This window comes from Blautia sp. OF03-15BH (genome assembly GCF_003463065.1).
In the GTDB taxonomy this organism is placed as follows: Bacteria; Bacillota; Clostridia; order Lachnospirales; family Lachnospiraceae; genus Limivivens.
In genome coordinates this window covers 56009-78127 of the sequence record NZ_QSCM01000011.1, presented here as the reverse complement: position 1 = coordinate 78127, position 22119 = coordinate 56009, and the positions used below count along the sequence as shown (strand labels likewise).

At 46.3% G+C, this 22119-nt stretch carries 25 protein-coding genes; 5 read left to right on the top strand and 20 right to left on the bottom strand.

Annotated elements, in window-relative coordinates:
* Positions 1-33: 33 nt before the first annotated feature.
* The 11 genes from DXA57_RS12160 to DXA57_RS12105 form a co-directional block, all read right to left on the bottom strand.
* On the bottom strand, positions 34-1227 hold the full coding sequence (locus DXA57_RS12160; RefSeq protein WP_055152828.1) for a site-specific integrase: 1194 nt from the start codon (positions 1225-1227) through the stop codon (positions 34-36).
* A 79-nt stretch (positions 1228-1306) separates the two neighbouring features.
* Complete coding sequence (locus DXA57_RS12155; RefSeq protein WP_009905235.1) at positions 1307-1510, bottom strand: excisionase; 204 nt, start codon at positions 1508-1510, stop codon at positions 1307-1309.
* A gap of 431 nt (positions 1511-1941) precedes the next feature.
* Entirely contained in the window at positions 1942-2202 is a 261-nt protein-coding gene (locus tag DXA57_RS12145; protein WP_005933821.1) for a helix-turn-helix domain-containing protein, read from the bottom strand.
* Positions 2183-2623 (bottom strand): RNA polymerase sigma factor, encoded by a 441-nt coding sequence (locus DXA57_RS12140; RefSeq protein ID WP_021421424.1) that lies wholly within the window; start codon positions 2621-2623, stop codon positions 2183-2185. Before DXA57_RS12140 ends, DXA57_RS12145 begins: the two co-directional genes overlap by 20 nt.
* 463 nt (positions 2624-3086) lie before the next feature.
* The gene (locus DXA57_RS12135; RefSeq protein WP_005933814.1) at positions 3087-3824 is read right to left on the bottom strand and encodes an ABC transporter permease; all 738 of its coding nucleotides are present in this window, start codon (positions 3822-3824) and stop codon (positions 3087-3089) included.
* An 8-nt stretch (positions 3825-3832) separates the two neighbouring features.
* Positions 3833-4564: an ABC transporter permease gene (locus tag DXA57_RS12130; protein WP_021421426.1), complete on the bottom strand. Its 732-nt coding sequence runs from the start codon at positions 4562-4564 to the stop codon at positions 3833-3835.
* Positions 4557-5480 carry an ABC transporter ATP-binding protein gene (locus DXA57_RS12125; RefSeq protein ID WP_117767615.1) on the bottom strand — a complete coding sequence of 308 codons (924 nt, stop codon included), beginning with the start codon at positions 5478-5480 and terminating at the stop codon, positions 4557-4559. The genes DXA57_RS12130 and DXA57_RS12125 overlap by 8 nt, the downstream gene beginning before the upstream one ends.
* 15 nt (positions 5481-5495) lie before the next feature.
* The gene (locus DXA57_RS12120; protein WP_021421428.1) at positions 5496-6263 is read right to left on the bottom strand and encodes an ABC transporter permease; all 768 of its coding nucleotides are present in this window, start codon (positions 6261-6263) and stop codon (positions 5496-5498) included.
* Between the two features lie 105 nt (positions 6264-6368).
* Positions 6369-7292, bottom strand: coding sequence for a sensor histidine kinase (locus tag DXA57_RS12115; protein ID WP_005933807.1), 924 nt, complete (start codon positions 7290-7292; stop codon positions 6369-6371).
* Position 7293: 1 nt separating this feature from the next.
* Positions 7294-7992: a response regulator transcription factor gene (locus tag DXA57_RS12110; RefSeq protein WP_005933804.1), complete on the bottom strand. Its 699-nt coding sequence runs from the start codon at positions 7990-7992 to the stop codon at positions 7294-7296.
* On the bottom strand, positions 7985-8173 hold the full coding sequence (locus DXA57_RS12105; RefSeq protein WP_025578756.1) for a helix-turn-helix domain-containing protein: 189 nt from the start codon (positions 8171-8173) through the stop codon (positions 7985-7987). Before DXA57_RS12105 ends, DXA57_RS12110 begins: the two co-directional genes overlap by 8 nt.
* Positions 8174-8333: 160 nt before the next feature.
* Here DXA57_RS12105 and DXA57_RS12100 point away from each other — a divergent pair, with 160 nt between their 5' ends.
* The 5 genes from DXA57_RS12100 (at position 8334) to DXA57_RS12080 (ending at position 11261) form a co-directional block, all read left to right on the top strand.
* Positions 8334-8687 carry a helix-turn-helix domain-containing protein gene (locus DXA57_RS12100; protein ID WP_005933802.1) on the top strand — a complete coding sequence of 118 codons (354 nt, stop codon included), beginning with the start codon at positions 8334-8336 and terminating at the stop codon, positions 8685-8687.
* Between the two features lie 264 nt (positions 8688-8951).
* Positions 8952-9281, top strand: coding sequence for a plasmid mobilization protein (locus tag DXA57_RS12095; RefSeq protein WP_015529200.1), 330 nt, complete (start codon positions 8952-8954; stop codon positions 9279-9281).
* On the top strand, positions 9242-10591 hold the full coding sequence (locus DXA57_RS12090; RefSeq protein WP_117767614.1) for a relaxase/mobilization nuclease domain-containing protein: 1350 nt from the start codon (positions 9242-9244) through the stop codon (positions 10589-10591). The genes DXA57_RS12095 and DXA57_RS12090 overlap by 40 nt, the downstream gene beginning before the upstream one ends.
* Positions 10592-10651: 60 nt before the next feature.
* Positions 10652-10921: a helix-turn-helix domain-containing protein gene (locus tag DXA57_RS12085; RefSeq protein ID WP_015529202.1), complete on the top strand. Its 270-nt coding sequence runs from the start codon at positions 10652-10654 to the stop codon at positions 10919-10921.
* A gap of 46 nt (positions 10922-10967) precedes the next feature.
* The gene (locus DXA57_RS12080) at positions 10968-11261 is read left to right on the top strand and encodes a hypothetical protein (protein ID WP_025579757.1); all 294 of its coding nucleotides are present in this window, start codon (positions 10968-10970) and stop codon (positions 11259-11261) included.
* 146 nt (positions 11262-11407) lie between these two features.
* On the opposite strand, the gene DXA57_RS12075 is transcribed toward DXA57_RS12080, so the two are convergent.
* The 9 genes from DXA57_RS12075 to DXA57_RS12035 form a co-directional block, all read right to left on the bottom strand.
* Positions 11408-11773, bottom strand: a complete 366-nt coding sequence (locus tag DXA57_RS12075) for a cysteine-rich VLP domain-containing protein (RefSeq protein WP_005933796.1) — start codon at positions 11771-11773, stop codon at positions 11408-11410.
* The gene (locus tag DXA57_RS12070) at positions 11770-11982 is read right to left on the bottom strand and encodes a transposon-transfer assisting family protein (protein WP_005933795.1); all 213 of its coding nucleotides are present in this window, start codon (positions 11980-11982) and stop codon (positions 11770-11772) included. Before DXA57_RS12070 ends, DXA57_RS12075 begins: the two co-directional genes overlap by 4 nt.
* A complete protein-coding gene (locus DXA57_RS12065; RefSeq protein ID WP_117767613.1) occupies positions 11979-12923 on the bottom strand; it encodes a hypothetical protein in 945 nt (314 codons plus the stop codon). The genes DXA57_RS12070 and DXA57_RS12065 overlap by 4 nt, the downstream gene beginning before the upstream one ends.
* Positions 12924-12926: 3 nt before the next feature.
* Positions 12927-16799, bottom strand: a complete 3873-nt coding sequence (locus tag DXA57_RS12060) for an antirestriction protein ArdA (RefSeq protein WP_117767612.1) — start codon at positions 16797-16799, stop codon at positions 12927-12929.
* Positions 16800-17015: 216 nt separating this feature from the next.
* Entirely contained in the window at positions 17016-19106 is a 2091-nt protein-coding gene (locus DXA57_RS12055) for a DNA topoisomerase 3 (RefSeq protein ID WP_054344402.1), read from the bottom strand.
* 15 nt (positions 19107-19121) lie between these two features.
* A complete protein-coding gene (locus tag DXA57_RS12050) occupies positions 19122-19307 on the bottom strand; it encodes a hypothetical protein (RefSeq protein WP_015529206.1) in 186 nt (61 codons plus the stop codon).
* Positions 19304-20029 carry a DUF4366 domain-containing protein gene (locus tag DXA57_RS12045; protein ID WP_015529207.1) on the bottom strand — a complete coding sequence of 242 codons (726 nt, stop codon included), beginning with the start codon at positions 20027-20029 and terminating at the stop codon, positions 19304-19306. Before DXA57_RS12045 ends, DXA57_RS12050 begins: the two co-directional genes overlap by 4 nt.
* Positions 20019-20288 carry a DUF4315 family protein gene (locus tag DXA57_RS12040; protein WP_005933780.1) on the bottom strand — a complete coding sequence of 90 codons (270 nt, stop codon included), beginning with the start codon at positions 20286-20288 and terminating at the stop codon, positions 20019-20021. The genes DXA57_RS12045 and DXA57_RS12040 overlap by 11 nt, the downstream gene beginning before the upstream one ends.
* A gap of 31 nt (positions 20289-20319) precedes the next feature.
* On the bottom strand, positions 20320-22107 hold the full coding sequence (locus tag DXA57_RS12035) for a CHAP domain-containing protein (protein ID WP_442857677.1): 1788 nt from the start codon (positions 22105-22107) through the stop codon (positions 20320-20322).
* Positions 22108-22119: the final 12 nt, after the last annotated feature.

Here is a 22119-nt window from a genome sequence, read left to right as displayed (position 1 = left end):
AGTATGTGGAGTAGTAAATTCTCCGTTTACTACTTATGCAATTAGCCGCTTCATTTCTGTTATCGACGTTTCGGAAGTCGTATGCGCGTAATAGTTCAGCGTCATATTGATGTTGGAATGTCCCATGATGTACTGCAATGCTTTGGGGTTCATTCCCGCATTTGCTAACGTGGTGCAGAATGTGTGGCGTAAGGTGTGCGGTGTCATTACTTTTGGCAATGCTACCTTTTGCGTTTTGTTGTATTTCCTCACAAGTCCTCGGAACATACTTTCATAGTTGACCGCCACTTTTGGCAAGCCGTTCCGGTTAAGGAACAGAAATTTTGTGTAGCCCTCTAAAATAATAGGCTGTGCATATTTCCGTTTGTTCAGCACCCGCTGAAATGCTTCCAACACTTTTTCACTCATAGGAATAACCCGGTTGCCGCTTTTCGTCTTAGGTGTTTCCACATAGTAGCCCACGTCTGCAATTTTCAAAAGTTGGTGGTCTACATTGATAAGCTGTTTGTCTAAGTCAATGTCAGCTTCCGTCAGTCCGCAGAGTTCCGAAATGCGAAGCCCTGTCCCTAACAGTATGATAATCTCGTCGTAGTATTTCTGATAGACTTTATCATGCTGCACAAAGGACAGAAAAGCCGCTTCCTGCGTAGGGGATAGAGGTTCCTTTGGTTCCGTATCATCTTCAAGGACGGTGTTCAACTGGAAGTCAAATGGATTTTTACGAATACAATCGTCCTGTATGGCTGTGTAAAAGGCAGCCTTTAAGGAACGCTTGTGGTTGTTAATAGTCTTGAAGCCGTAACCTTTTTCTTTCATGCGTAACGCCCATTCCTTTGCGTCGGAGAGCTTCACATTTTCAATCCGACAGGCTCCAAGTTTATCCTCCTGCAAAATCCGCATGAGCTGTTTTCGCCCCTGCTTTGTACCATGCCGCACATTTGCCCGGTGGCGTATCTGCTTTGCGTAGAGTTGGCAGACCGTCATTTTCTTTCCGATATGGTCGATACCGTCGTCAAGGTCTTTTTGGATTTCTTTCTCTTTTTCCCTCAACGCTATATCGTCGCGCTTTCCTGCCGGGGTTTTGTCCGTAGGCACTAACTTCCAAGAATAAACAAACTGCGGTTTCCCAAAGGTATCTATATATTTGTAGGCATATCTTCCGTCTTTTCTCTGGCTCTCTCCGGTTCGGAGAATACGATTTTTATTATCCCGTCTTTTTTCCGACATCGTTATGCTCCTTTCCATAATGGAAAGAGCCTTGATATGCTTGACTACATTGTACCACATTCAAGGCTCGATTTCACTATCAGATTGCGTCCACCGTATCAATCATTTTTTCAAACTGCTTACGCTTAATCTGAATACGGTTTCCGTTCATCATTACCCAGTCCGGGACGGGATTTTCTTCTGCCAGTTTCCGCAGCTTGCTTTCTCCGATACGGAAATATTTTGCTGCTTCTTCTATGGTAAGCGTGTACTTTTCCCAAATCGGCACGTCGTTATTGTTCAATTTGTCGTCCCCCTTTCTTAACGGGTCAAAAATCAATCTGTGACATAGGCTTTAATCGGACGGCTATTAGCGTAACCTCATGGGAGTTGCACCCCTCCGGCGGTCTGCCGAAGCCCTACCCATTGCCTGCGACGCTTCTAACGCTCGGACTATGGCTGTAAGGAAGTATCATTATATATTCTGTGCGTTATCGCCCGCAGGGTGCTATCCCTACTTTACGGTGTGGTATTTCTCGCTCGCTTTTCGGTTAAGAAAAAGGTCATGGCGTACCCACCGCATGGCTCGGCACAAAAGGAACGTATCCGATTTGCCTTATGCTGCGTCGCCGTTCTCTTGCGTCGCTTTCTTTGTCAAGGTTCAAAATGGCTGTGCTGCCGCGTCAGCAGCGGAACGGAAAAGGGGGAGTAAAGACGTTCCACCGCCGATTGCGGTTATTTCTCTGTTCTAAAATTGAGGACAGCCATCATCAGTTTGGCTTGCAGCCGTTCCCGAATGTCGTTGTCTATACCAAAATAAACATTTCCACGCTCGTCATATAACTTTCGCATGGATAAACGGGCTATATAACCGCTGAAATGCTGCAAGACCATTTTCATAGCGTCCGGGTCGCCCTTTGTCGCTGCCACAATGACAGGATAAGGAACAAGGGCATTTTCAGGGTAGCCGGGTTGATTACCATTCGTCCCATTCATCAGCATTTTCCTCCAAATATTTTCTTAATTGTTCAAAAGAGCTTGTCCGTCTGTACTGTATTGTACTTCTCGGTGTATTGAGCAACTCTGCAATTTCTGTATCGCTCATTCCCTCGAAATAATACAGCAATATGGCTTTGCGCTTTTCTTCCGGCAAAGTACGGATTGCTTCAAGAAGCAACTTCGGCGTGATTTTCTTTCCGGCTTTTTCAAAGACGGTTTCAGCAGTTTCCCGTTTGAAATATTCATCAAAGGTATGTAGCTGTCGCGCTTCATCTAAGGTCATGTCGGAAAAGGTTACTTCCTTTGCCTTATGTGTACGAAGCTCTCTATGAGCGTCGCACGCTTCATTGTGCAATACCGCATTGCAATACTTCTGAAAAGAACATTGCTTATAAAACTCCCTGCTATTAGGTTCCACATTCTCACCTCCTTTCTCGTTGAAAGTTGGTGGTGCTTCCCCCTTTTCGCGGGGTAATACGGAGCTTTGAAAAAATGCCAAATATTTTCGGAAATTTTTTCAAAAATTTTTTTAAGCATACAAAATGCGCCCGTCCGCAAAAAAACGCGGACAGGCGCATAGGAATAATAAAAAGTATTTAGATGATTTAATAGTTCATATCTAAGGGTAGGAATATCCCCGGTGGCGGTCGGGCTTTTTTTGATAAATCAAAGAATGTAAGAATTTGTTGTTGTGGTTTATAACTCATGGCGGCTACCTCCTAAAGCCGCCATGTCTACATGGTTAAGGGTCGTCGTACAGACAAAAAGAAACGGCGGCTCTGAAAATCAAAGCCGCCGAAATAGAATAGGCGCGTGAAAATATGGCTGCTCTGCGACGGCTTTTTTTCTTTGCCGTCGTCCGGCAGATGTTGGTTGTATCATTACTTATTTTTGATTGTTTTTTTAGATATTAAAATCAAGACAGAAAACAATCCACAAAAGAACAAACTCATAAGGCTAATAATGATTTCTCCAAAGGTGGCAGAATAATAGCCGGAAATATTGAATGTAGCAGTAATAGGATAGCAAGCCGAAAGAACATCGGATATACTTGTGAATAATCCTGCAAAAGAATAAATTACTGTAAAAATCAAAGCAAGCCAATAGCCTTTCTTTATTCTTGATACAACCGCAATAACAGGTGCAATAGCAAAGAAAATCCCAATGCCGTCAAGTAAATAGATTTTGAAAAAACTTAAAATCATTTTGATAGACAAGCCCCTAAAATGTAAAATAACTTCAACTAAAAATGTAATGCCGAAAAGCAGCAAATAAAAGAGTACGCTAAATGCAAAAGTAATAAGTAATTTTGCAATCGTCATTTTAGCTTCACTTATAGGAATTAAACGTAATGATTTAATAGTATCTTCTTGTTCCTCACGACAAATCATATAGCTCCCCAAAAGTGCAATAACCGCAGGAAGAACAAAAAAAGTTGCTAAAGACTGTGCTGCGTTCATAAACCACCCTGCGTCATCTATATAGCGTTTTTCCCCAAAAGAAAACTGCCCTTGAGTAAAAACAATAATTGCAACCATAATAACTGCGAATATGGCGACCAACACAATTTTTGAACGTCGGAGTTTTTGATGTTCTGCCCAAATCAATTCTTTCATCATTCAATCACTCACTTTCTATGCTTTAAGGAAATGTACGCAAATACGATAGAAACAATAGTCCATATACCGATACAAAAAAGTGCAGCCGGAATATTGACTTCCTGTGCCAAAATAACACCGGGAATATCTCGCATGATAATTGCTGTTGCACTGGATAGAGGGTGTAGGTACATATTAACCATAAGCAAAATAAAGCTAAGAAAGGTGTAAACCAGTGTCACACATACAGGGAGTATATAGTTCTTCCCGGCAGCTGCAACCGCTAAAAGTGGTAATATGGAAAATGCGGTAAGTATGGCGATTTCAATACATTTCTTAAATAGATAACTGATACTATTCCATTCAAAGGTTATATAACCGGGAAGCATACCGAAAAATACAGACGCTATGGCTGTAAGCAACATAAAACAAACGGAATAAGACAGTACAACAATAAATTTGCTAAAAAAATATCCTGTCTTGCTAATCGGTATAATCCACAACTGTTTGAGCATATCGTTTTGATTTTCGTCATACATGAGCATAGTAGAAACCAAACCCAATACAACAGGAAGTATAATCCAAGCTGTATAGCTGAATGTAGTCCACTTATAAAATTGTAATGGTTCAATAACTGTTTTATCAGCACTTCTGAAATAAAAAACTGCAAGAAGTGGCATGAAAAGAGCGGATAACAGCATTAACACAATAAATTTTTTTCGACGCAGTTTAAGAAACTCTGCCTGTATCAGCCTAAGCAATTCCTTCTCCTCCTGTGATTTTTTTGAAATAGTCCTCTAATGTATCATTGCATAGCTGAGAACTGATAACAGCTATATCCTGTACCACAAGAGCTTTATTGACAGCAGCCATATCCAACGAAGTGTCATAAATCCGCAGGGTGTGTTCGTCCTGTACGGAATATTCGGTAACCCCAAACTGCCTTTCCAAAACAAGAGAAGTTTTCGGTATATCAGAAACTTGCAGAAGTATATACTTACTGTTTCTCTTTTGTAGCTCATTCATGCTGTTTTCTTCCAGTAGTACACCATGGTCAATAATGCCGATGTCATCAGCCAGTAGTGCAATTTCGGACAGAATATGACTGGAAATAAGAATTGTTTTTCCGCGCTCGATACTTAAAGTCTTAATAAAGTCCCTTACTTCTGCAATGCCTATCGGGTCAAGACCGTTTGTGGGTTCATCTAAGATTAGCAGTTCAGGGTCATGTAAAATAGCATTTGCTATTCCAAGACGCTGCTTCATTCCAAGAGAATACTTGCTAAACAATTTTTTGTCCCGATAAGGCAGACCGACAATCTCCAAGGCGTTTTTTACTGCATTTGGCGCAGCAGTACCGCGCAGTTTTGCAAATATCTCCAAGTTTTCCGTACCTGTTAAATTCGGATAAAAGCCGGGTGTTTCAATAATAGCACCAATCCGGGGATATACTCTTTTTTCCCTCCCTTTGATATTTTGACCGAATACGTCTACTTCGCCGGAAGTAATATCGGTCAACCCCAAAATCATTTTCATAATTGTGGTTTTACCCGCCCCATTACGCCCCAACAGCCCATATATCTGTCCTTGTTTCACATGGATATTAACAGAATTGACTACCGTTTGCTCTCCATAAGTTTTTGTCAGTTGTTTTGTTTCAATTACATATTTATTCATCATATATCCTCACTTTCAATAGGTCTGTTTCCGCAATGCAAGTACGGAAACAATGGCTGAAATACTTCCAATTACCAAAAGAGAAATTAAACAGATATTCGGAGATATAGTTATTTCTATTCCTCCCGCCCATTTCTTAACCATTTCTGCTGCGTCAGATGAAATATAGGGATAAATTCCCATAACACTCGCCAGTGGGTGCAGTCCCATAATCCCCGACGGAATAAGCACGACAGGCACAAGATAAAGTAATGCAGCCCCAATCGGTAGAACATATCCCTTTGCCAATGTTGCTAAAAAAATAACGGGGAGCATTGCAAGTGGAACTAACACGCCACCGGCTAAAAATAATAATCCCGCCTGTAAAATTGTTTCCGTATTCAAATCTGTAAAGCCGCCTGCAAGAAAGCCGCCAAGAATACAGATTGCAAAAGTAAGCAGACATAGTGCTAATGACATAAAAATTACCACTGCTATCTTTGAAAAATAAAGTTGCGTTTTGGAAATCGGAATAATCAGAAGTCCTTTTAAGGTATCATTTTTCTGTTCATCAAAGAACAATGTGGTTGCAAACATACTCAACACAATAGGCAGAAACAAACTTGTAAGGTTCTTAAATGCCAATGTGTATAAATCACTAAAACTATTCATTAGTGAGCTACTTCTTGATATACTGAAAGCACGTTCAACTGCGAATATTCCTAAAATTGCAGTTAGAATAAAGATACCTAAGACTGTCTTATTGCGTTTCCATTTCAGCATTTCAGTAGAAATGATAGTCATTGTCTTTTCCTCCTTTCTACCTCCCATTATATAGTATCAACCTTGCCATAACCTTGCCGAAACCTTGCTTTTTTCTTGTTTTATAGCAGGAAAGCCCCGCATTATTTACAGGGCTTTGGGAAGCAATATAGTAAATACAGTCCCTTTATCAGAGCTGTTTTCAGCGGTAATGGTTCCTTTGTGAACACTGATAAGCTCTTTAGCAATCGCCAGTCCTAAACCATTTCCCTTTGCAGACCGCGACTGGTCGCACTGGTACATTCTTTCAAAAATATGTGGCAGCTTATCGGGAGCTATTCCTTTTCCATTATCTGAAATTATAATTTTAGCTTGTTGTATATCTTCACAAATATGCAGTGCCATTTTATCTCCCGCACTATGGATAATAATATTTTGAAAAAGATTGTTAAGTACGCGGGTATATGCGTTTACATCTATGTGAATAAAATACTCTGTTTCGGGTATGACAAACTCATATTCAAAATGATTGCTTTCTAAGACGGGAATCCAATCCGCTATAATGTTGCGGGATAACTCGTTAAGGTCAAATTTTTCAAAATGAAAAATCTGCTCTCCGGAATCCAGTTTTACCCATTCAAACAAATTTTCCACAAAGGATTTCATATAGTGGGCTTTTTCATGTGCGACATGGATATATTCGTCCTTTTCCTCTCCAATAACAATTTTGTTTTCAACCGCTTCCAGATAACCTACAAGAGAAGCAAGCGGGGTCTTTACATCATGTGAAAGACTTGTCATCAGCCGTTTATATGCCTGTTCAGATTGTCTTTGCCGTATAAGCTGCGCCTGACTGTTTACTGCTATTTTGTTAATGTCATAGCAAATTGTTTTTGTCATATCGTTTTCGCCTGCTAAAATACGTCGGTTCAAATTCCCGCCCTTTATATCCTCTAAGGCGTCTTTTATCAGCGCAAGCTGTGTCCGCACACGCCGTAAGACAAAAAGGAGATACATAATAATAAGCAGCATAAGGGCTATCACTATGAAAAGATAAACATTTATATCCATGTTACGCCTCCTTGTTAAAACGGTAGCCGACACCCCGGACAGTTAAAATGTAAAAGGGGTGGTCGGGGTCTGGCTCAATCTTTTTCCTTAATTTGCTAATAAAAGACATAATATTGCTATCATCAAAAGCGTATTCTTCCTCCCATACCTGTGAATAAATTTGTTTTTTGGTAAATACTCGTCCTTTGTTGGAAGCAAGAAAGAGAAGTAAATCAAATTCTTTTCCTGTAAGCAAAACGGGAATATCTTTGACCGTAACTGTACGATTTAATTTGTCAATTACCATATCTTTCAACGATATGCTGTCTATGTCTGCCGTAAAGGGGTTTAAGGTGGTATATCGCCGGATAAGGGAATTGACACGCGCCAAAAGCTCGTTAATACCAAATGGCTTTGTCAAGTAGTCGTCTGCTCCCAGTCGCAGACCGAAAACCTTATCTTCTTCGCTGCTTTTTGCAGTAAGCATAAGCACCGGGATATTGCTTGTATCTCTAATTTTTTGGAGAATCTGAAACCCGTCTATATCCGGCAGCATTACGTCCAAAATAATAAGGGAATAGCTATCTTTATTTTCATCAATTAGACGAACCCCCTCAATACCGTTATATACAGTTACGGCTGATAATTTTTCCTGCTCTATGCACTTTTTCATAAGAGCGCAAAGCTCTTTATCATCATCTATAATCAAAACTTTATTCATGGTGCAGCTCCTTTCCTCGTTTTGTTCTCCCGTCAATCGGTTTTTCAGCGTCCTTTGGTATCAGCCACATATATCCAAGTTTTGAAACACCCGGTATGCGGTTTTCTCTGCAAAGTACCTGTACCCGCCTTTCAGAAATTCCCCATTTCTTCGCTGCTTCGGGGCAAGACATATATTCCATAACACCCAAGTCCTTTCTACAAATCATATCAGTATAATTATAGTCGGACATACGAATAATAGCAAGTATATAAATATGAATTATTATGGCTAATTAGTGGAACTGTATAGACATATCCAAGAAGAAAGGGGAACAGTAAAATGTAACTGGGTGAATAAATATGGCAAAAAGACCAGTAGAAAAATATGACTTCAAAGCCTTTGGAGAAGCGATAAAAGCTGCGCGGACAGGACGCAAGGAAAGCCGCAAACAGGTAAGTGATGAAATGTATATTTCCCCTCGCTACCTTGCGAATATTGAGAATAAAGGACAGCACCCCAGTCTGCAAATCTTTTTTGAGCTTATGCTCCGTTACAATATATCCGTAGACCAGTTTCTTTTAGATACGCCCGTCGGAAAAGATACAAAGCGGCGGCAGCTCGACGCTCTGCTTGATGATATGAGCGATAACGGCATACGGATTGTAACAGCAACCGCAAAGGAAATTTCAGAAGTCGAAAAAGAGGACAAATAGAAACGTCCGGCAAAATTGAATATGGATTTTCGGAAGCGTTGTAATCTTTTTTGAGATTGCAGCGTTTTTCTTTTGCATAAGTTCGGCAAAATGGTTTTTTCTCCGTAGAGGGAAATAAGGACATAAAAGATAAAAAACTTTCTTAGCAAGCATAGGAAAAGAGTACCCTTTTCCGTATTTTCGCCCTCCCGCCCTGCGGTGCGTCGGTTAAAAATTGCTTGTTGGGAAGTGTCCCAAACCCTCGGAATGGAAAGGAACGATTGCATGAACGGACGCAAAAGAAAAGTACAAATCAAATTCTATGTAACAGAGGAAGAACGGGCATTGATTGAACAGAAAATGAAGCTCGTCCCTACCCAAAATATGGCGGCGTATCTTCGCAAGATTGCCATTGACGGGTATATCATTCAGACAGACCATAGCGACATAAAAGCCATGACAGCGGAGATACAGAAAATCGGGGTCAACGTCAATCAGATTGCAAAGCGTGTCAATGCGACAGGCAGCGTCTACCAAGAGGACATAGAGGAAATAAAGGGGGTGCTTGCGGAGATATGGCGGTTACAAAGATTAAGCCTATTAAAAGCACGTTGAGCAAAGCCCTTGATTATATCCAAAACCCGGATAAGACAGACGGGAAAACGCTTGTGTCCTCCTTTGGGTGCAGCTATGAAACGGCAGATATTGAGTTTGAATATACTTTGTCGCAGGCTCGGCAGAAAGGGAACAACTTAGCCTTTCATCTGATACAATCGTTTGAACCGGGAGAGGTGGACTGTGAGAAAGCCCACACAATCGGAAAACAGCTTGCCGACGCGGTAACAAAGGGACAGCATGAATACGTCTTGACTACCCACATAGACAAAGGGCATATCCATAACCATATCATTTTTTGTGCGGTCAACTTTGTTGACTACCATAAGTACAATTCCAATAAGCGCAGTTACTACGGCATACGGAACATAAGTGATAAGCTGTGCAGGGAAAACGGGCTGTCCGTTGTCATTCCGGGTAAAGGCAGTAAGGGAAAAAGCTATGCAGAATATCAAGCGGAAAAGACGGGAACAAGTTGGAAAGGCAAGCTAAAAATTGCCGTTGATACACTTATCCCCCAAGTAGCAAGTTTTGAAGAATTATTGCAGCGGTTACAGGCGGCGGGCTATGAGATAAAGCCGGGAAAATATATCTCCTGCCGCGCTCCCGGACAGGAACGCTTTACCCGCTTAAAAACCCTCGGTGCAGATTATACAGAGGAAGCAATCAAAGAACGGATTGCAGGCAAGCGCACAAAGGCAGCGAAAGCTCCCAAAGAGCAGCGCGGCGTATCGCTGCTTATCGACATTGAAAGTAGTATCAAGGCACAAGAGAGCCGGGGCTATGAACAGTGGGCGAAAATCCATAATCTGAAACTGGCTGCAAAAACTATGAATTTCTTGACAGAACACAAGATTGAGCAGTACGCGGATTTAGTCAGCCGGATTGAAGAAATAAATGCGGAAAATGAAAAGACAGCAGACGCATTAAAGAGCGTGGAGAAATGTCTTGCAGACATGGCGGTGCTGATGAAGCACGTTACCACCTACCAAAAAACAAAAACCGTCTATGAAGCATACCGCAGGGCAAAGGATAAGGACACATACCGGGCAAAGCAGGAAAGCAGTCTGATACTCCATGAAGCGGCGGCAAAGGCATTGAAAGCGGCGGGCGTTACCAAGCTCCCCAATCTTGCCGCCATGCAGGAAGAATACGGGAAGCTCCAAGCGCAGAAAGAAGCCCTTTACACTGATTATGGCAAGCTGAAAAAACAGGTCAAGGAATACGACGTTATCAAACAGAACATAGACAGTATTTTAAGACTGGAAAAAGAACCGGAACGGGGCAGGGAAACCGAACGCTTACAGTAGAAATATCTATAAAAGCGTGGTAGGATAAAGGTATTCCAATATAGACAGGAGCGTGAAAACATGGCAGACCAAACGATACCCGATTATGAAACCATAAGCGCCGCCGTTACCGGAGAAACATGGGCGGTGGAAAAGGTGCTTATGTGCTACAAGGACGAAATCGACAGGCAGGCAACTGTAAAGAAACGTCAGCCGGACGGAACATTCAAACTGGAAATTGATGAAGATATGCGCCAGTATATCACAATGAAGCTGATAGAAGCCCTCCCCCAGTTTCCCCTTGAAGAAATGGAAAGAGAGGAAAAAAGAAATCGGGACAAAAAATCATAAAAAGGTAGACGGGAAGCTGCTGCGGACAGATAAGCAGTTCCGGCATTTGAAGCAACGGCAGAAAGAAACTATCAGTACATGGCTTTATGAGGAATACCGCCGTCTTTGGATAGAAAAGGGACAGGAGCCGCATAAGTACAACAACCGGGAAATCGTTGCCGCTGTTATGGAACGGATAGAAGCTGCGGGGATATGGCTGCCGGAACAGGAAGTAACAAAATATTTTTACCGCAGGAAAACCCATTACCGGAACCGGATAGAAAAAGAATTACAGCCGAAGCCGGAAATGCAGGATAAAGACAGTCAGACACAAAAAGAACAGGGCGCAGGAAGCCAGTAATGACCTCCCGCACCCTGTTCTTTTATATAGGTACTGATTTTAAAATGTTACGCAGTAGAACCCCCATTTTAAGGGAAAAGGTATTCTGTATCGCCTATGCCAGTTTCACGTCATTTATGCCCTGTAAATCAAGGCTTTTTTTGCCCTTATCGCGTAACCGCCGCACGCCGTTTCCTCATGCGCTCGGCTGCCTGTCTGCGGGTAATCCGCTTCCGGCAGTCCGGGCAGTATTTGACGCTGTTCGATTTTGATACAAAGAACGTGCCGCACTCGGTACAACGCTTTTTGTCCTCTGTCTTGAAAAGCTCTGCATACAGTAGCTTATCAAGAGGAAGTACGGCAATTTGAAACCACTTGCATAAAAGCGAACAGGAAATGAGCTGCGGGCAGACACATTCCTCCCCGTCGTCCAGTAAGATACAGTGTCCGCGCTCGCAGTTGCAGCACTCCTTTTTTACAAGGCTGTTGACTTTTCGGCTCTGTGGCGGCGTAAGCCGCTTACCCCCGGTCATACTTCATCAGCGGCGAAAATGGCAAGCTCCGCATACTCGTTTTCTGTTAGCGGGGAAATTTTCTGTAAGGTGCGTTCTGCAAAGGGGCGCATATCCTCGTCCATGAACGGCAGCGCAGCCGTCATATTTTCCATAAGCTGTGCTTTGCTTCCCTCATGGTAAATACTCAACAGGTTCATTTCTTCAACGGTCAGTCTAATCATGCTCATACCTCCAATTCGTGATGTTTTGATTTTGCTGTCTTTTTCGGGACTTTTGGGGATTTTTCTGTTTGTAACTGCGCCCGGACAGAGGGAGGGGACTGTTTCATCTCTTTCTTCCTCTCGCTTTTATCTATCAGCGCATAAACGCCATGCCTGCCCTCCAACGTAGATAAGGAAAGGCTTTTGTAAGGGAGCATGGAAAGCAGCCGTTCCATATCCTTATCCGTTGCCAGTGGAACAAAGTAGGGAGAAAGTTCTACCGCACAATGGGTCTTTTCGGGGCTGTCCGGTTCTCCAAGCCCTTTTACATTTTCCACAATCCGGCGGGCTTCTGTTTCAATCTGTCTATCATGCAGGGCGGCGATATGTAACTGAAAATCCCTCTGCGTATGCGGTGTTCGTTTTTTCTGCTGTTCCCTCAAAAGGCTTTTTAAGGCTTCCGGGTCGTTTGGCTGTGCTTCAAAACGTATAAACTTTCCAAGTTGCGGGTCAGTGTCCCCGTCAAAATATTGTCCGGCAGGCTTTGTCAGCTCCCCATGCTCATAAATCAGCGTGTAGTTGTCGGCAGGGATTGATTTTTCGATTACTTCCCGGAAATGCTGCAAATAATCCAGTTCATAAAGATTGCCCTTGATTTTTTCCTGCTCTGTGCCTGTCAGTTCCACCGCATAGGCAAGGATAGTATCGCGGGTCTGTTCCCCGTAAAACCGCCATGTATTATGCTGCCTTGTGTCCTTTAGAAAAACGTCCCGTTCCCGGAAGCAGCACGTCCCGGACGGGCGGGAAAACCACAAAAGCCGTTTGTCCTCCGGGATAAGGCTTACCGCCGCTTTCCGCAAAATCTGTTTGTCTATGTCAAAATCGCTCTGATAAAAAGCGGTGTTCTGTTTCATTATGGCTTCAAGGGAAGCAATAACGTCCACATTTTCAAATTTTTGTAACTTCATAGGTCAGCTCCTTTCCAAATCCTGTGTTTTCTGTCTTGCCTGTTTCTTCGGTGCCTGTTCTTTCGCTGCTTTAAGCTGCGCCCGGATAGAGGACTTTTTCTCCGGCTCTGCCTGTTTCTTTTCTGCTTTGAGGGCTTCGGCGTATTCTGCAAGGGAAATCTGTCCTCCGGCTTTTGCTTTTTCTTCCAGTTCCGTAGCGGTCGGGGTGTTGTTTATCTGCCCGTCAATCATGTTGTAATTCTGCTCGGTGGTCTGTTCGGCAGCTTTCAGATAATTTTCCGGCTGCAAAAACTCCGGCACGTCCTTATAACCGAAGCTGTCTACATAGTGGGCGGTGTCCTGTCCGTTCTGATGAAGTACCACCACGTCGGAAACGGAAAGGCTGTGTCCCTTAAAATCTTTCGGGTGGTCGATATTAAAGCGGGTGTAAATATCTTCAAGGGAAGTCCCCGGCGTAAGAGGTGCGGAATAGACAAGTGTATAGTTTTTCGCGTCTACCCGGTGTCCGGCGGCAATCAGACGGTCGTAAGGCTCAAAACGCAAGTCCCTTGTTTCGTCCCCGCCTTTTATCTGATAAATGGAAAAGGTGTCTTTATCCTGTGGGGCTTCCTGCTCCGGCTGCCCTTGTGCGAAGTGTTCCTGTGCAGTTACCTTTTGCGCCCGGATATGCGCCCGCTGTAACTCGGTAGGCTTTTCCCCGGTAAGAGGTGCAATCGCCTTGACATAATCAGCCGCATAATAGGCGTTACTGGTAAGCTGCCGCTGCCATACCCCGGCTTTTGGCGACCAACGGAAGCCGTTGCTTTTTAAGGCTTCCCGCGTAGCTTCGTCCGGCTTATCCTCAAAGAAGATTTGCAGACGGTTCGCTTCGGTGTTTGCTTCCACCTTGCCGCCGTCGAATTCCCAACCCACAAAACCGATTTCTTTTTGCTGTGAAAGGGATTTGATACGGTCTTTCACGCGCCGGATTTCCGCGCTGTTGTTGGATAACGCCCAAGTCGCAAAGGGCTTGTCCCCCAAATGCCAACTGCTCGCCATGTCCGCTTTTAATTTTTCAAGCTGTTCCGGCAACAAATGCGGGCAGCCGTCAAGGGTCTTGTGCTTACGGTAATAGGCGTTTACGGCTTTCATGGTTTCCTGTGATTTTTCAAGGCTTTCCAGTTTCTTTTCTAACTTCTGTACTGCCTGCGGGTCGTCTGCACTGATACCGCCCATGCCGGTACTGCGGATTTTATCAAGAAGTCCTTGTATGTCCTGCCATTCCCGGTAATTGCTGTCGCGGGCTGCGTTCTGCTTTTCTTTCTTCCTTGTGGGGAAGTTAGAGCCGCCCGCAATGAGGATAGAGGGAACACGCGCGTCAATCTCATAGCCTTTGTTCATGTTCGCCGCCAGTTTCCGGGCGTAGGTGTCAAGCAGGCTGTCGATTTTCTCATGGTACATCGGGTCTACCCGCTGTTTCTGCCTTTCTGCAAGCTGTACGGCTTCATCTACATAGTGCCTGTATTCAGCCGTCGCGCTGCCTTGCTTATAATCGGAAAAACTGTTTGCGTCCTTTGCACGTTTGGCGGCAGCTTCGTTGATTGTGTAATAAGGTGCGGCGGGTGCAGCTTGTTCCGGCTGTGGTGCTTCGCTGCTTGCGCCTGTATCAGCTTCCGGCTCGGTCTGTGCTTCTTTTTCCTGTACCGGGGCTGTTTCTTCGGGAAGCTCCGGCGCGGCTGCTTCTGCTTCGGGCTGTATGGTAGCTTCCTGTGGGGTCTGTGCCTGTTCGGTGGTCTGTTCCTTATCCTGTGCCTTTTGGATTTCTGCAAAATGTCCGTCTATGGTATCAATCAGACTTGCGGCGGTGCTGCGGATTGTTTCAAGAGAGCCTTTCAGTTCTGCAAGTTCTTTTCCGCTGCTCCACCCGGCGATATATCCAAAGGAATAGTCCGACGTATCAAGCCCGTAGTGTTGGCAAACGGCATAGGCGACGCTTTCTGCCTGTACCTCGCGGGTGCGGCGGTCGGGACGTTCCGGCGCGTCTTTGTCTATGTCATGGAGTGTCGCATGGGCAATTTCATGGATAGCGGTCTTGATATTCTGCAATTCGTCCATGCCCTCGTTGATGAGAATACACTTTTCCTCATAATTGCAGCGTCCTTTTATACTGCCGCTTAGTGCTTCAAATCCCATAGCAAAGGGGGAAGTTTTTTCAAGGGCAGCGAAAAAATCCTGATACTGTTCCACGTCGCCCGTAAGCTCCTTTATCCCAAGGTCGGGCAACTCCTTACCCTCGGTCTGCGACACGTCAAAAACAGATACCACACGAAAGGCGGGGATTTGGATTTCCTTTTCCTCGGTAACGGCTTTCCCGTTCTTATCGAAAACAGGCTTTTGCGTGTCCGGGTCGATTTTTTCCACCTGTTTCTTAACGGTAAAGGGCGCGGGCGCAATTATCTTGATAGCTTTTTCCCCCGGCTTTACATGGCGGTCAAATTCCTTTTCCCATTGTTTATAGCCTTTTACAAGGTTGCCGCCCTGCATGGCGATAAGGATTGTATTGTTTAGGCTGTAATCATGGAATTTAGACATAGTACGCAGATAGTCGGCGTAACGGTCGCTTTCATAAATCCCCAAAATGCCCTGTTCCAGTCGGTCGGTAATCTCTTTCATTTTGTTGGCGGGCTTTTCGGAAGATAGGATAATCGGGAGAACCGGGGGCTGCTCTGTGGCAGTGGTCGGTATGGCTGCGGCAGCGTCAAGGTCTGCCTGTTCCTTTTCCTGTACTGGCGGCTGCGGTGTTACCCGATATTCCTCCGGCACGTCCCGTCCGTCATACCACTGTGTAAAGGTGTTGCGGTTGTTGTAGATATATCCCTGCTCGGTAAATCTGCCCCCGTCATTGATAGCAGCGTCCCGCCCGTATTCCTCATAGAGAAAATAGTTTTTTGCTTCTTCCGGCAGCTCCAACTCGTCCAGTTCTTCAATCAGATAATGCCCGTAATCTTCCTCGGTTTTTACGGACGGATAAATCCAGTAACAGTCAAGATTTTGTGCAAGGTTTATAATGTCCTGCAAGTCCCTTGTATGGTCGCCGTATGTGATAGCCGCAGCAAATTTTTCCCGGTCGTCGTCAAACTGCATTTTCAAAAGCTCGCCCAAATAGTTCAGTTCGTCAAGGCTTTCAAGCTCGGTCAATTTCCCTGCCAGTCCCGGAATAGAGGACTGATATTCTGTGATGTGCAGCTCCCCGTAGTTTTTGCCGTCTATCCCGATACGGTCAAAGACTTCTTTCAAATGTTCAGCAGTCGTGGGGAATGATACCCATTCGCCCGCAGGTCTGCCCTCGGTGTACTTTCCAAGATTAGAAAGATACCCGCTTAAAATCGTTTCTTCCATGCGCTCACTCCTTTCTTTCTCAATCATGCGGTGCATAAGCTCGTAGTCCTCCATGCTCATGCTCCCGTCAAATAGATAGGGGTCGGGTTCTTCGCCGCCCCGGTAGGCTTTTTCAGAAAAAGGCAGCCCCGCAGCGTGGGCGGCGGCTCTTGCTTCCTCGATAAGCTCCGGCGGCAGCCTGTCGTCGTGGGCTTCGATAAATTCCCCGATATTGCTATATCCGTTTTCGTAGTGGCGGCGCACCCCGGCGGTCAGTTCGTCAAGGTTCCTGTCCTCGCCAAGATAGCCGGAATAATAGCCGTTTACCACAACGGCGGCAGGGTCAGCCTGTTTGATTTCTTCCATGCGGCTTCTGTCCTCCGGGTAGAGAATATCGCCCATTTCAAGGTGGAAATATTCCGCGTTCCAAGAACGTCCCGTTTTCCAAAACGCCACCCAAGCGATACCGTCCCTTAATTCTTCTTGATAGTCTTTTACGGTGTCCCGTAAATTTGCCATGTGTAACCTCCTTTCCCAAAGGCAGCGCGGACGCTGCGCTTTCCAGTTTCATCATTCAGTACCCCGCGCCCGCGTTTTTGCCAAAGAGTTTAGATATTTTTCAAGATTTCAGAGGGTTTGGGAAACTTCCCAACAAGCAAAAATCCCCGCCGTTCTCGGTAGAGAAAGCAGGAATTTTACGGAAAAGGGTACTCTTTTCCTATGCTTGCTATTCAGTTATTTTTTCTTCGGAAGCTCCACCCGGTAGTTGACATATTTCCCGCCCGTATCAGCCAATACGATAGTTCCGTCGTAGGTCTTGCCCGTCTTTGGGGAATAGAGCTTTTTCACATTTACCTTGCCGGATTGTAAGAGCGCGGCGGCAATCTTCGGGGTAAAGGTTACTTTTCGTTCTTCAAAGAAACGGTCATTTTTCCACATGGTAAAGATACATTCCTTATTGCTGCAATAGTAATTCTTCTTGCCCTCATAGACAGGAGAACCGCAGCGGGGGCAGCTTCCCAACGCTTCCCGTTCCGGCTTGAACATCTGCGCTTTATCATCAGAAAGAAACGGGTACGTCTTTACCAGTTCCCGCGCCATATTCTCAATACCCTCCATAAATGCGGCGGGGTCTGCCTTGCCTTTTGCAATCTGTGTCAGATTGTTTTCCCATTCTGCGGTAAGCTGCGGGCTTGTCAAGGTGTCCGGCAGGACGCACACAAGGTTGATACCGTCCTTTGTGGGAAGTAGCTGCTTGCCTTTTCGCTCCACAAAACCGCCCTTTACCAGTTTTTCAATGACGGCGGCGCGGGTGGCGGGAGTTCCAAGCCCTTTGCGTTCTGCGTCCGGGTCGGTGTCCTCGCTTCCGGCGTGCTCCATAGCAGAGAGCAGCGACGCTTCGTTGTGAGGTTTTGGCGGTGTTGTGTCATGTTCCGTTACCGTTGCCGCCGGATTTTCAAAGGTCTGTCCCTCGGTAAATGGCGGCAGGGTCTTTTCTGTGTCGCTGTCTGCGTCGTCCGTTTCGGGCTTGTTCTTTAAGGCTGCCCGGTAACGGCGGTCAATCTCTTTCCACCCGTCGTACAGCACTGTTTTTCCCTTTGCGGTAAAGGACTGTCCGGCACATTCAAATGTAGCCGTAACCGCTTCAAAGGTATGTACTGCGGCGGTCGCCATGAGCAGACGCGCCCCGGCAAGGGTAAGGATATTCCTTTCGCTTTCCGGCAGCGCGGCAAGGTCGGTCTTTGCAAGCTCCATAGTCGGGATAATGGCATGGTGGTCTGATACCTTTTTACTGTTCAGCACTTTTGCAAGCTCCGGCGCAAAGTCCATGCCCGCCATAAAAGAAAATTTCCCACAAAGCAGCTTGATAATGCCCGCCGCTGTGTCGCCCATGTCGTCGGTCAGAAATGCGCTGTCGGTTCTCGGATAAGTAAGCAAACGCTTTTCATACAGGGCTTGTGCAAGGTCAAGGGTCTGCTTTGCGGTATATCCGAACAGGCGGTTTGCTTCCCTCTGCAAAGAAGTAAGGTCAAAGAGCTTCGGCGGGGCTGCGGTCTTTTTCTCTTTCACAAGGGAAGTACAGACTGCTTTTGACGCTTCACAAGCAGCTTTCAGCCTGTCAGCTTCGGAACGGTCAGACAGTTTTTCGCTTGCAGCTTCCGCGCCGGATAAGGACAGGCGCACATGATAGTATTTTTCTTTCTTGAACGTGGTAATCGCCGCGTCCCGGTCAACAAGCATTTTTAAGGTCGGGGTCTGTACGCGTCCCACATTCAAGGTATGGTTGTAAAGGACAGAAAAAAGACGGGTGGCGTTGATACCGATTAGCCAGTCAGCCTTTGCCCTGCATAATGCGGAAGCAAAGAGCGCGTCGTATGCTTCGCCGTTCTTCAGATGAGAAAAGCCCTCTTTGATAGCAGCTTCTTCCATTGAGGAAATCCACAAGCGGCGCGTGGGCTTCCTGCACCCGGCAACTTCGTAGACAAAACGGAAAATGAGTTCTCCCTCGCGCCCCGCGTCGCAGGCATTGACGACTTCGGAAACGTCTGCCCGGTGCATAAGTTCCTTTAAGGTCTTGAATTGCTTTTCCTTGTCAGAAGCAACGGTGTACTTCCATTCCTGCGGCAAAATCGGTAAGCTGTCATAGCTCCACTTTTTATACTGCTCCCCGTAGGCGGCAGCTTCGGAAAGCCCTACCAAATGTCCCACGCACCAAGAAACGATATAGCCGCTTCCTGTGAGAAATCCGTCTTTCTTTTCCTTTGCCCCAAGTACGGCAGCGATTGTCTGTGCCACACTGGGCTTTTCTGCGATAACTAAAATCAATGATAATTCCTCCTTTTATCGTTCGGTCTGTCGTTTGTTTTCCAGTTTTCTCATACAGTACCCCACACAAGGGGACTGCCCCTTGTAAGGGCAGCCCGCGCAGCGTGGGGAAGAAAGCTCCGGCGGGGATTTTTCCCGTTTGCCATAGTCCGGCTTCTGTATCATCATCTTTTCAAAGGGATTGTCGGTAAACAGGGTCATACTTCCTCGTCCTCCGTTTCTTCCTCTTTGGAAACTTCCCCGGTATCTGCTTCCGGCTCGTCCTCGTCGTAATCCTCAAAGTCAAAATCTTCAAGGTCGGTGCTTCCTTTCACGTTATGCTTCGGTTTTACAAACTTAAAGTAGTAGAACGCCGCGCCGCCACCAAGCAGCACAAAGAGGACTAAGGCAAGCACCGCGCCGGGATTGCCGTCTTTTTCTTTGGGTTCTTCCGGCTGCTCGGTGGGTGTTGGCGTGGGTTCCTTGCCTGTGCAGCCTGTCAGAGTAGTTGCACATACCGGGCAGGACGTATTTACCTTTCCGACTTCGCATTTTTCCGTACAGTTGCAGACTTCCGGCTTTTTCGTGGCTTCCCCGGTTTCGGTCAGTGCCATAAGGTCGGCTTCGTCCACTTGATTAAGGAAATGTACGGTCTGTTCCCCCTCGGCTGCCCGGTCAATGAGGATATAAAAGTAGTTGCCGCCTTTGGTGGTAACAGTGATAAGCTGCTTATTGCCGCCGAAATCATCCACCAGTGTTGCGTTGCCCTTTGGGGTAAGGGGCGGCGTTTCCGGTTCTTCCACCACTACATTGCTGTCGTTGGTCGCGTCCTCTGTGGGTGGCTCTGCGGCTGTTCCCTGTGCATAGGCAGGGACAGAAAAACCGCCCATAAGGATAAGGGCGGCACAAAGGGCAGTCATGGTCTGTTTGAGTTTATTTTTCATCTGCATTGTCCTCCTGTTCTTCGTAGTCTGCCGCTTCGGTAGCGGGTGCGGCGTTCATGCCGGGAATACCGCCGCCGGACAGCATAGCATTTAATTCCTGCGGGGTAAGTCGCATAGCGCGTACAAGCTGCACGATTTCAAGGTTTTCCGCTTCGGTTTTCTGCGCTTCCAGTCCTTTTAACTTGTTCTGATACTCTGTGATTTTCTCGCGGGTCTTTGCGATTTCCTTATTGATACGGTCGATTTTGTTGTTTGCCATAAAATAAATTCTCCTTTCTTTTCGGGGCTGCTTACCAGTTCATCAGCCCGTAGCCTTTGATACATTGATAGTTGAGGTCATAGCTTTTAATCTTGCAGGCGTCGCCGGAATTGCCCTCAACGGTATAGACGCGGCTTCCGTCCCTGCCAAGCACAAGCCCCACATGGTCGGCAACGCCGTCTAAATCCCAGTCGAAAAAGATAGCGTCGCCCGGTGCGATATTCTCATAGCCGCGTGCGCCCCATTGTCCCCTTGACTGGAACCAAGGAACGCCCTGCCATTCGCAGCCCGCAAAGCGGGGTTCGCTTTTTCCGGCTTGATTGTAGCACCATGACACAAAGCAGGCGCACCATTCCACGCGGCTGTTAAAGCCGTACCAAGACCAGTAAGGGTAGCCGCCCACGTTTCCGACCTGCTGTTTTGCAAGCTCCATAAGCTCCGGGTTTCCGGGACGTGTGCCGTTTACAAACTCCACGCCGCTTAAATCCTCGGACGGGCTTCCGTCGGGAGAGCCGCCGCCAAAAATCAACGGTTTGTTGCCCTGTGTCTGTAAGTACACCTTGAACATTTCAAACTGCTGTGGGTTCAGCAGTTCTTCCGCAAGGGAAGCAATCGGCTTGTTTGTCAGTTTCACATTTAAGATACGGTATTCGTATTCTTCCTCGTTGCCCTCCTCGTCGGTGGTGGTGCGTATCTCGATTTCTTCCGTCAGCGTCAAGGTGTACTGTAAGCCGAACAGCCGTTTTAGCTCTGCCTGTGCGCTCTGCGGGGTGTAACTCTGCAAAAGGGCAGTCAAGTACGACGCTAATTCGTGGGGGTTATGCCCGATAGTATCAAGGTCATAGCGGTATTCATCATAGCCGCTGTGGGTGCTTTCGATATTGTCAATTTCCTGTTGCAGCTCATTTTCCATTGCAGCATAGCTCTGTTCCGTTGCCACAAGGTCGCTGTCCTCGGACGTGTAGGAAGTCCCTAACACGCTGTTCATGCTGCCGGAAAACATTGCCCCACAAGAGGAAAGCCCTACGGATACCATGATGAACAGAAGCAGCGCGGCGATAGCGATTATCACGCCTGCCGGGTGTCGTCCTGCAAAGGCAGCCGCTTTCTTTGCTGCTGTTTGGGACGCTCCGGCGGCAGCTTTGGCGGTGGCTGAGCCGCTTTTCTTTACGGTTTTTGCATACTGGCGTTTGATTTTCTGTTTCTGCATGAACCGGGAAAAGGGATTGCTTGTAAGCTGCGGGTTCTCCTGCAAGGCTTTGTGATACTGAAAATTGACGTTTGCCTTAAACGCTGCCTGTTCTGCCTTTGCCGCTTCCCGGTAGGGTTTCAGCTTATGGCTGCGGTAGCCCTGTTTTAATTTTCTTGTCCCGTACCTTGCGCCGCGCTCGGCAAGTTCCTCCGATTTGTGCGCGCCCTCCACACCGGAATTATCTTTCTCGACGCTATGGATTTTGTTGTGAACAAAAATACCCGCTTCCTGCGCGGGGTGGGATAACGGGTTACTGTGGGATTTGCCGCCGGGTATCGGCTTTTCCTGTTCTTCAAAGCGTAAACGGGTCTTTGCCTTTCCGGTGGTTTCCTCAAAGGTGCGCTCTTTTACAAGTTTCTTCTGCTTCGGGAGAGCTGCCTTTGCTGCGTCCAGTTTGTCGGCTGCTTTTTCCGATTTTTTGATGTAGGGTTGCAGTTTTGGCGTTTCCCGTTCCTCGTCGGTAAACTGCAAGCGTGAAGTGGAAGTACGCAAAACAGCCGCTTCCTGTGCTTTCTTGACTGCCTTTTTGCTTGCCTTTCGGGTATGGGCTGCGTCAAGGTGTTCCATGACACGCTCTGC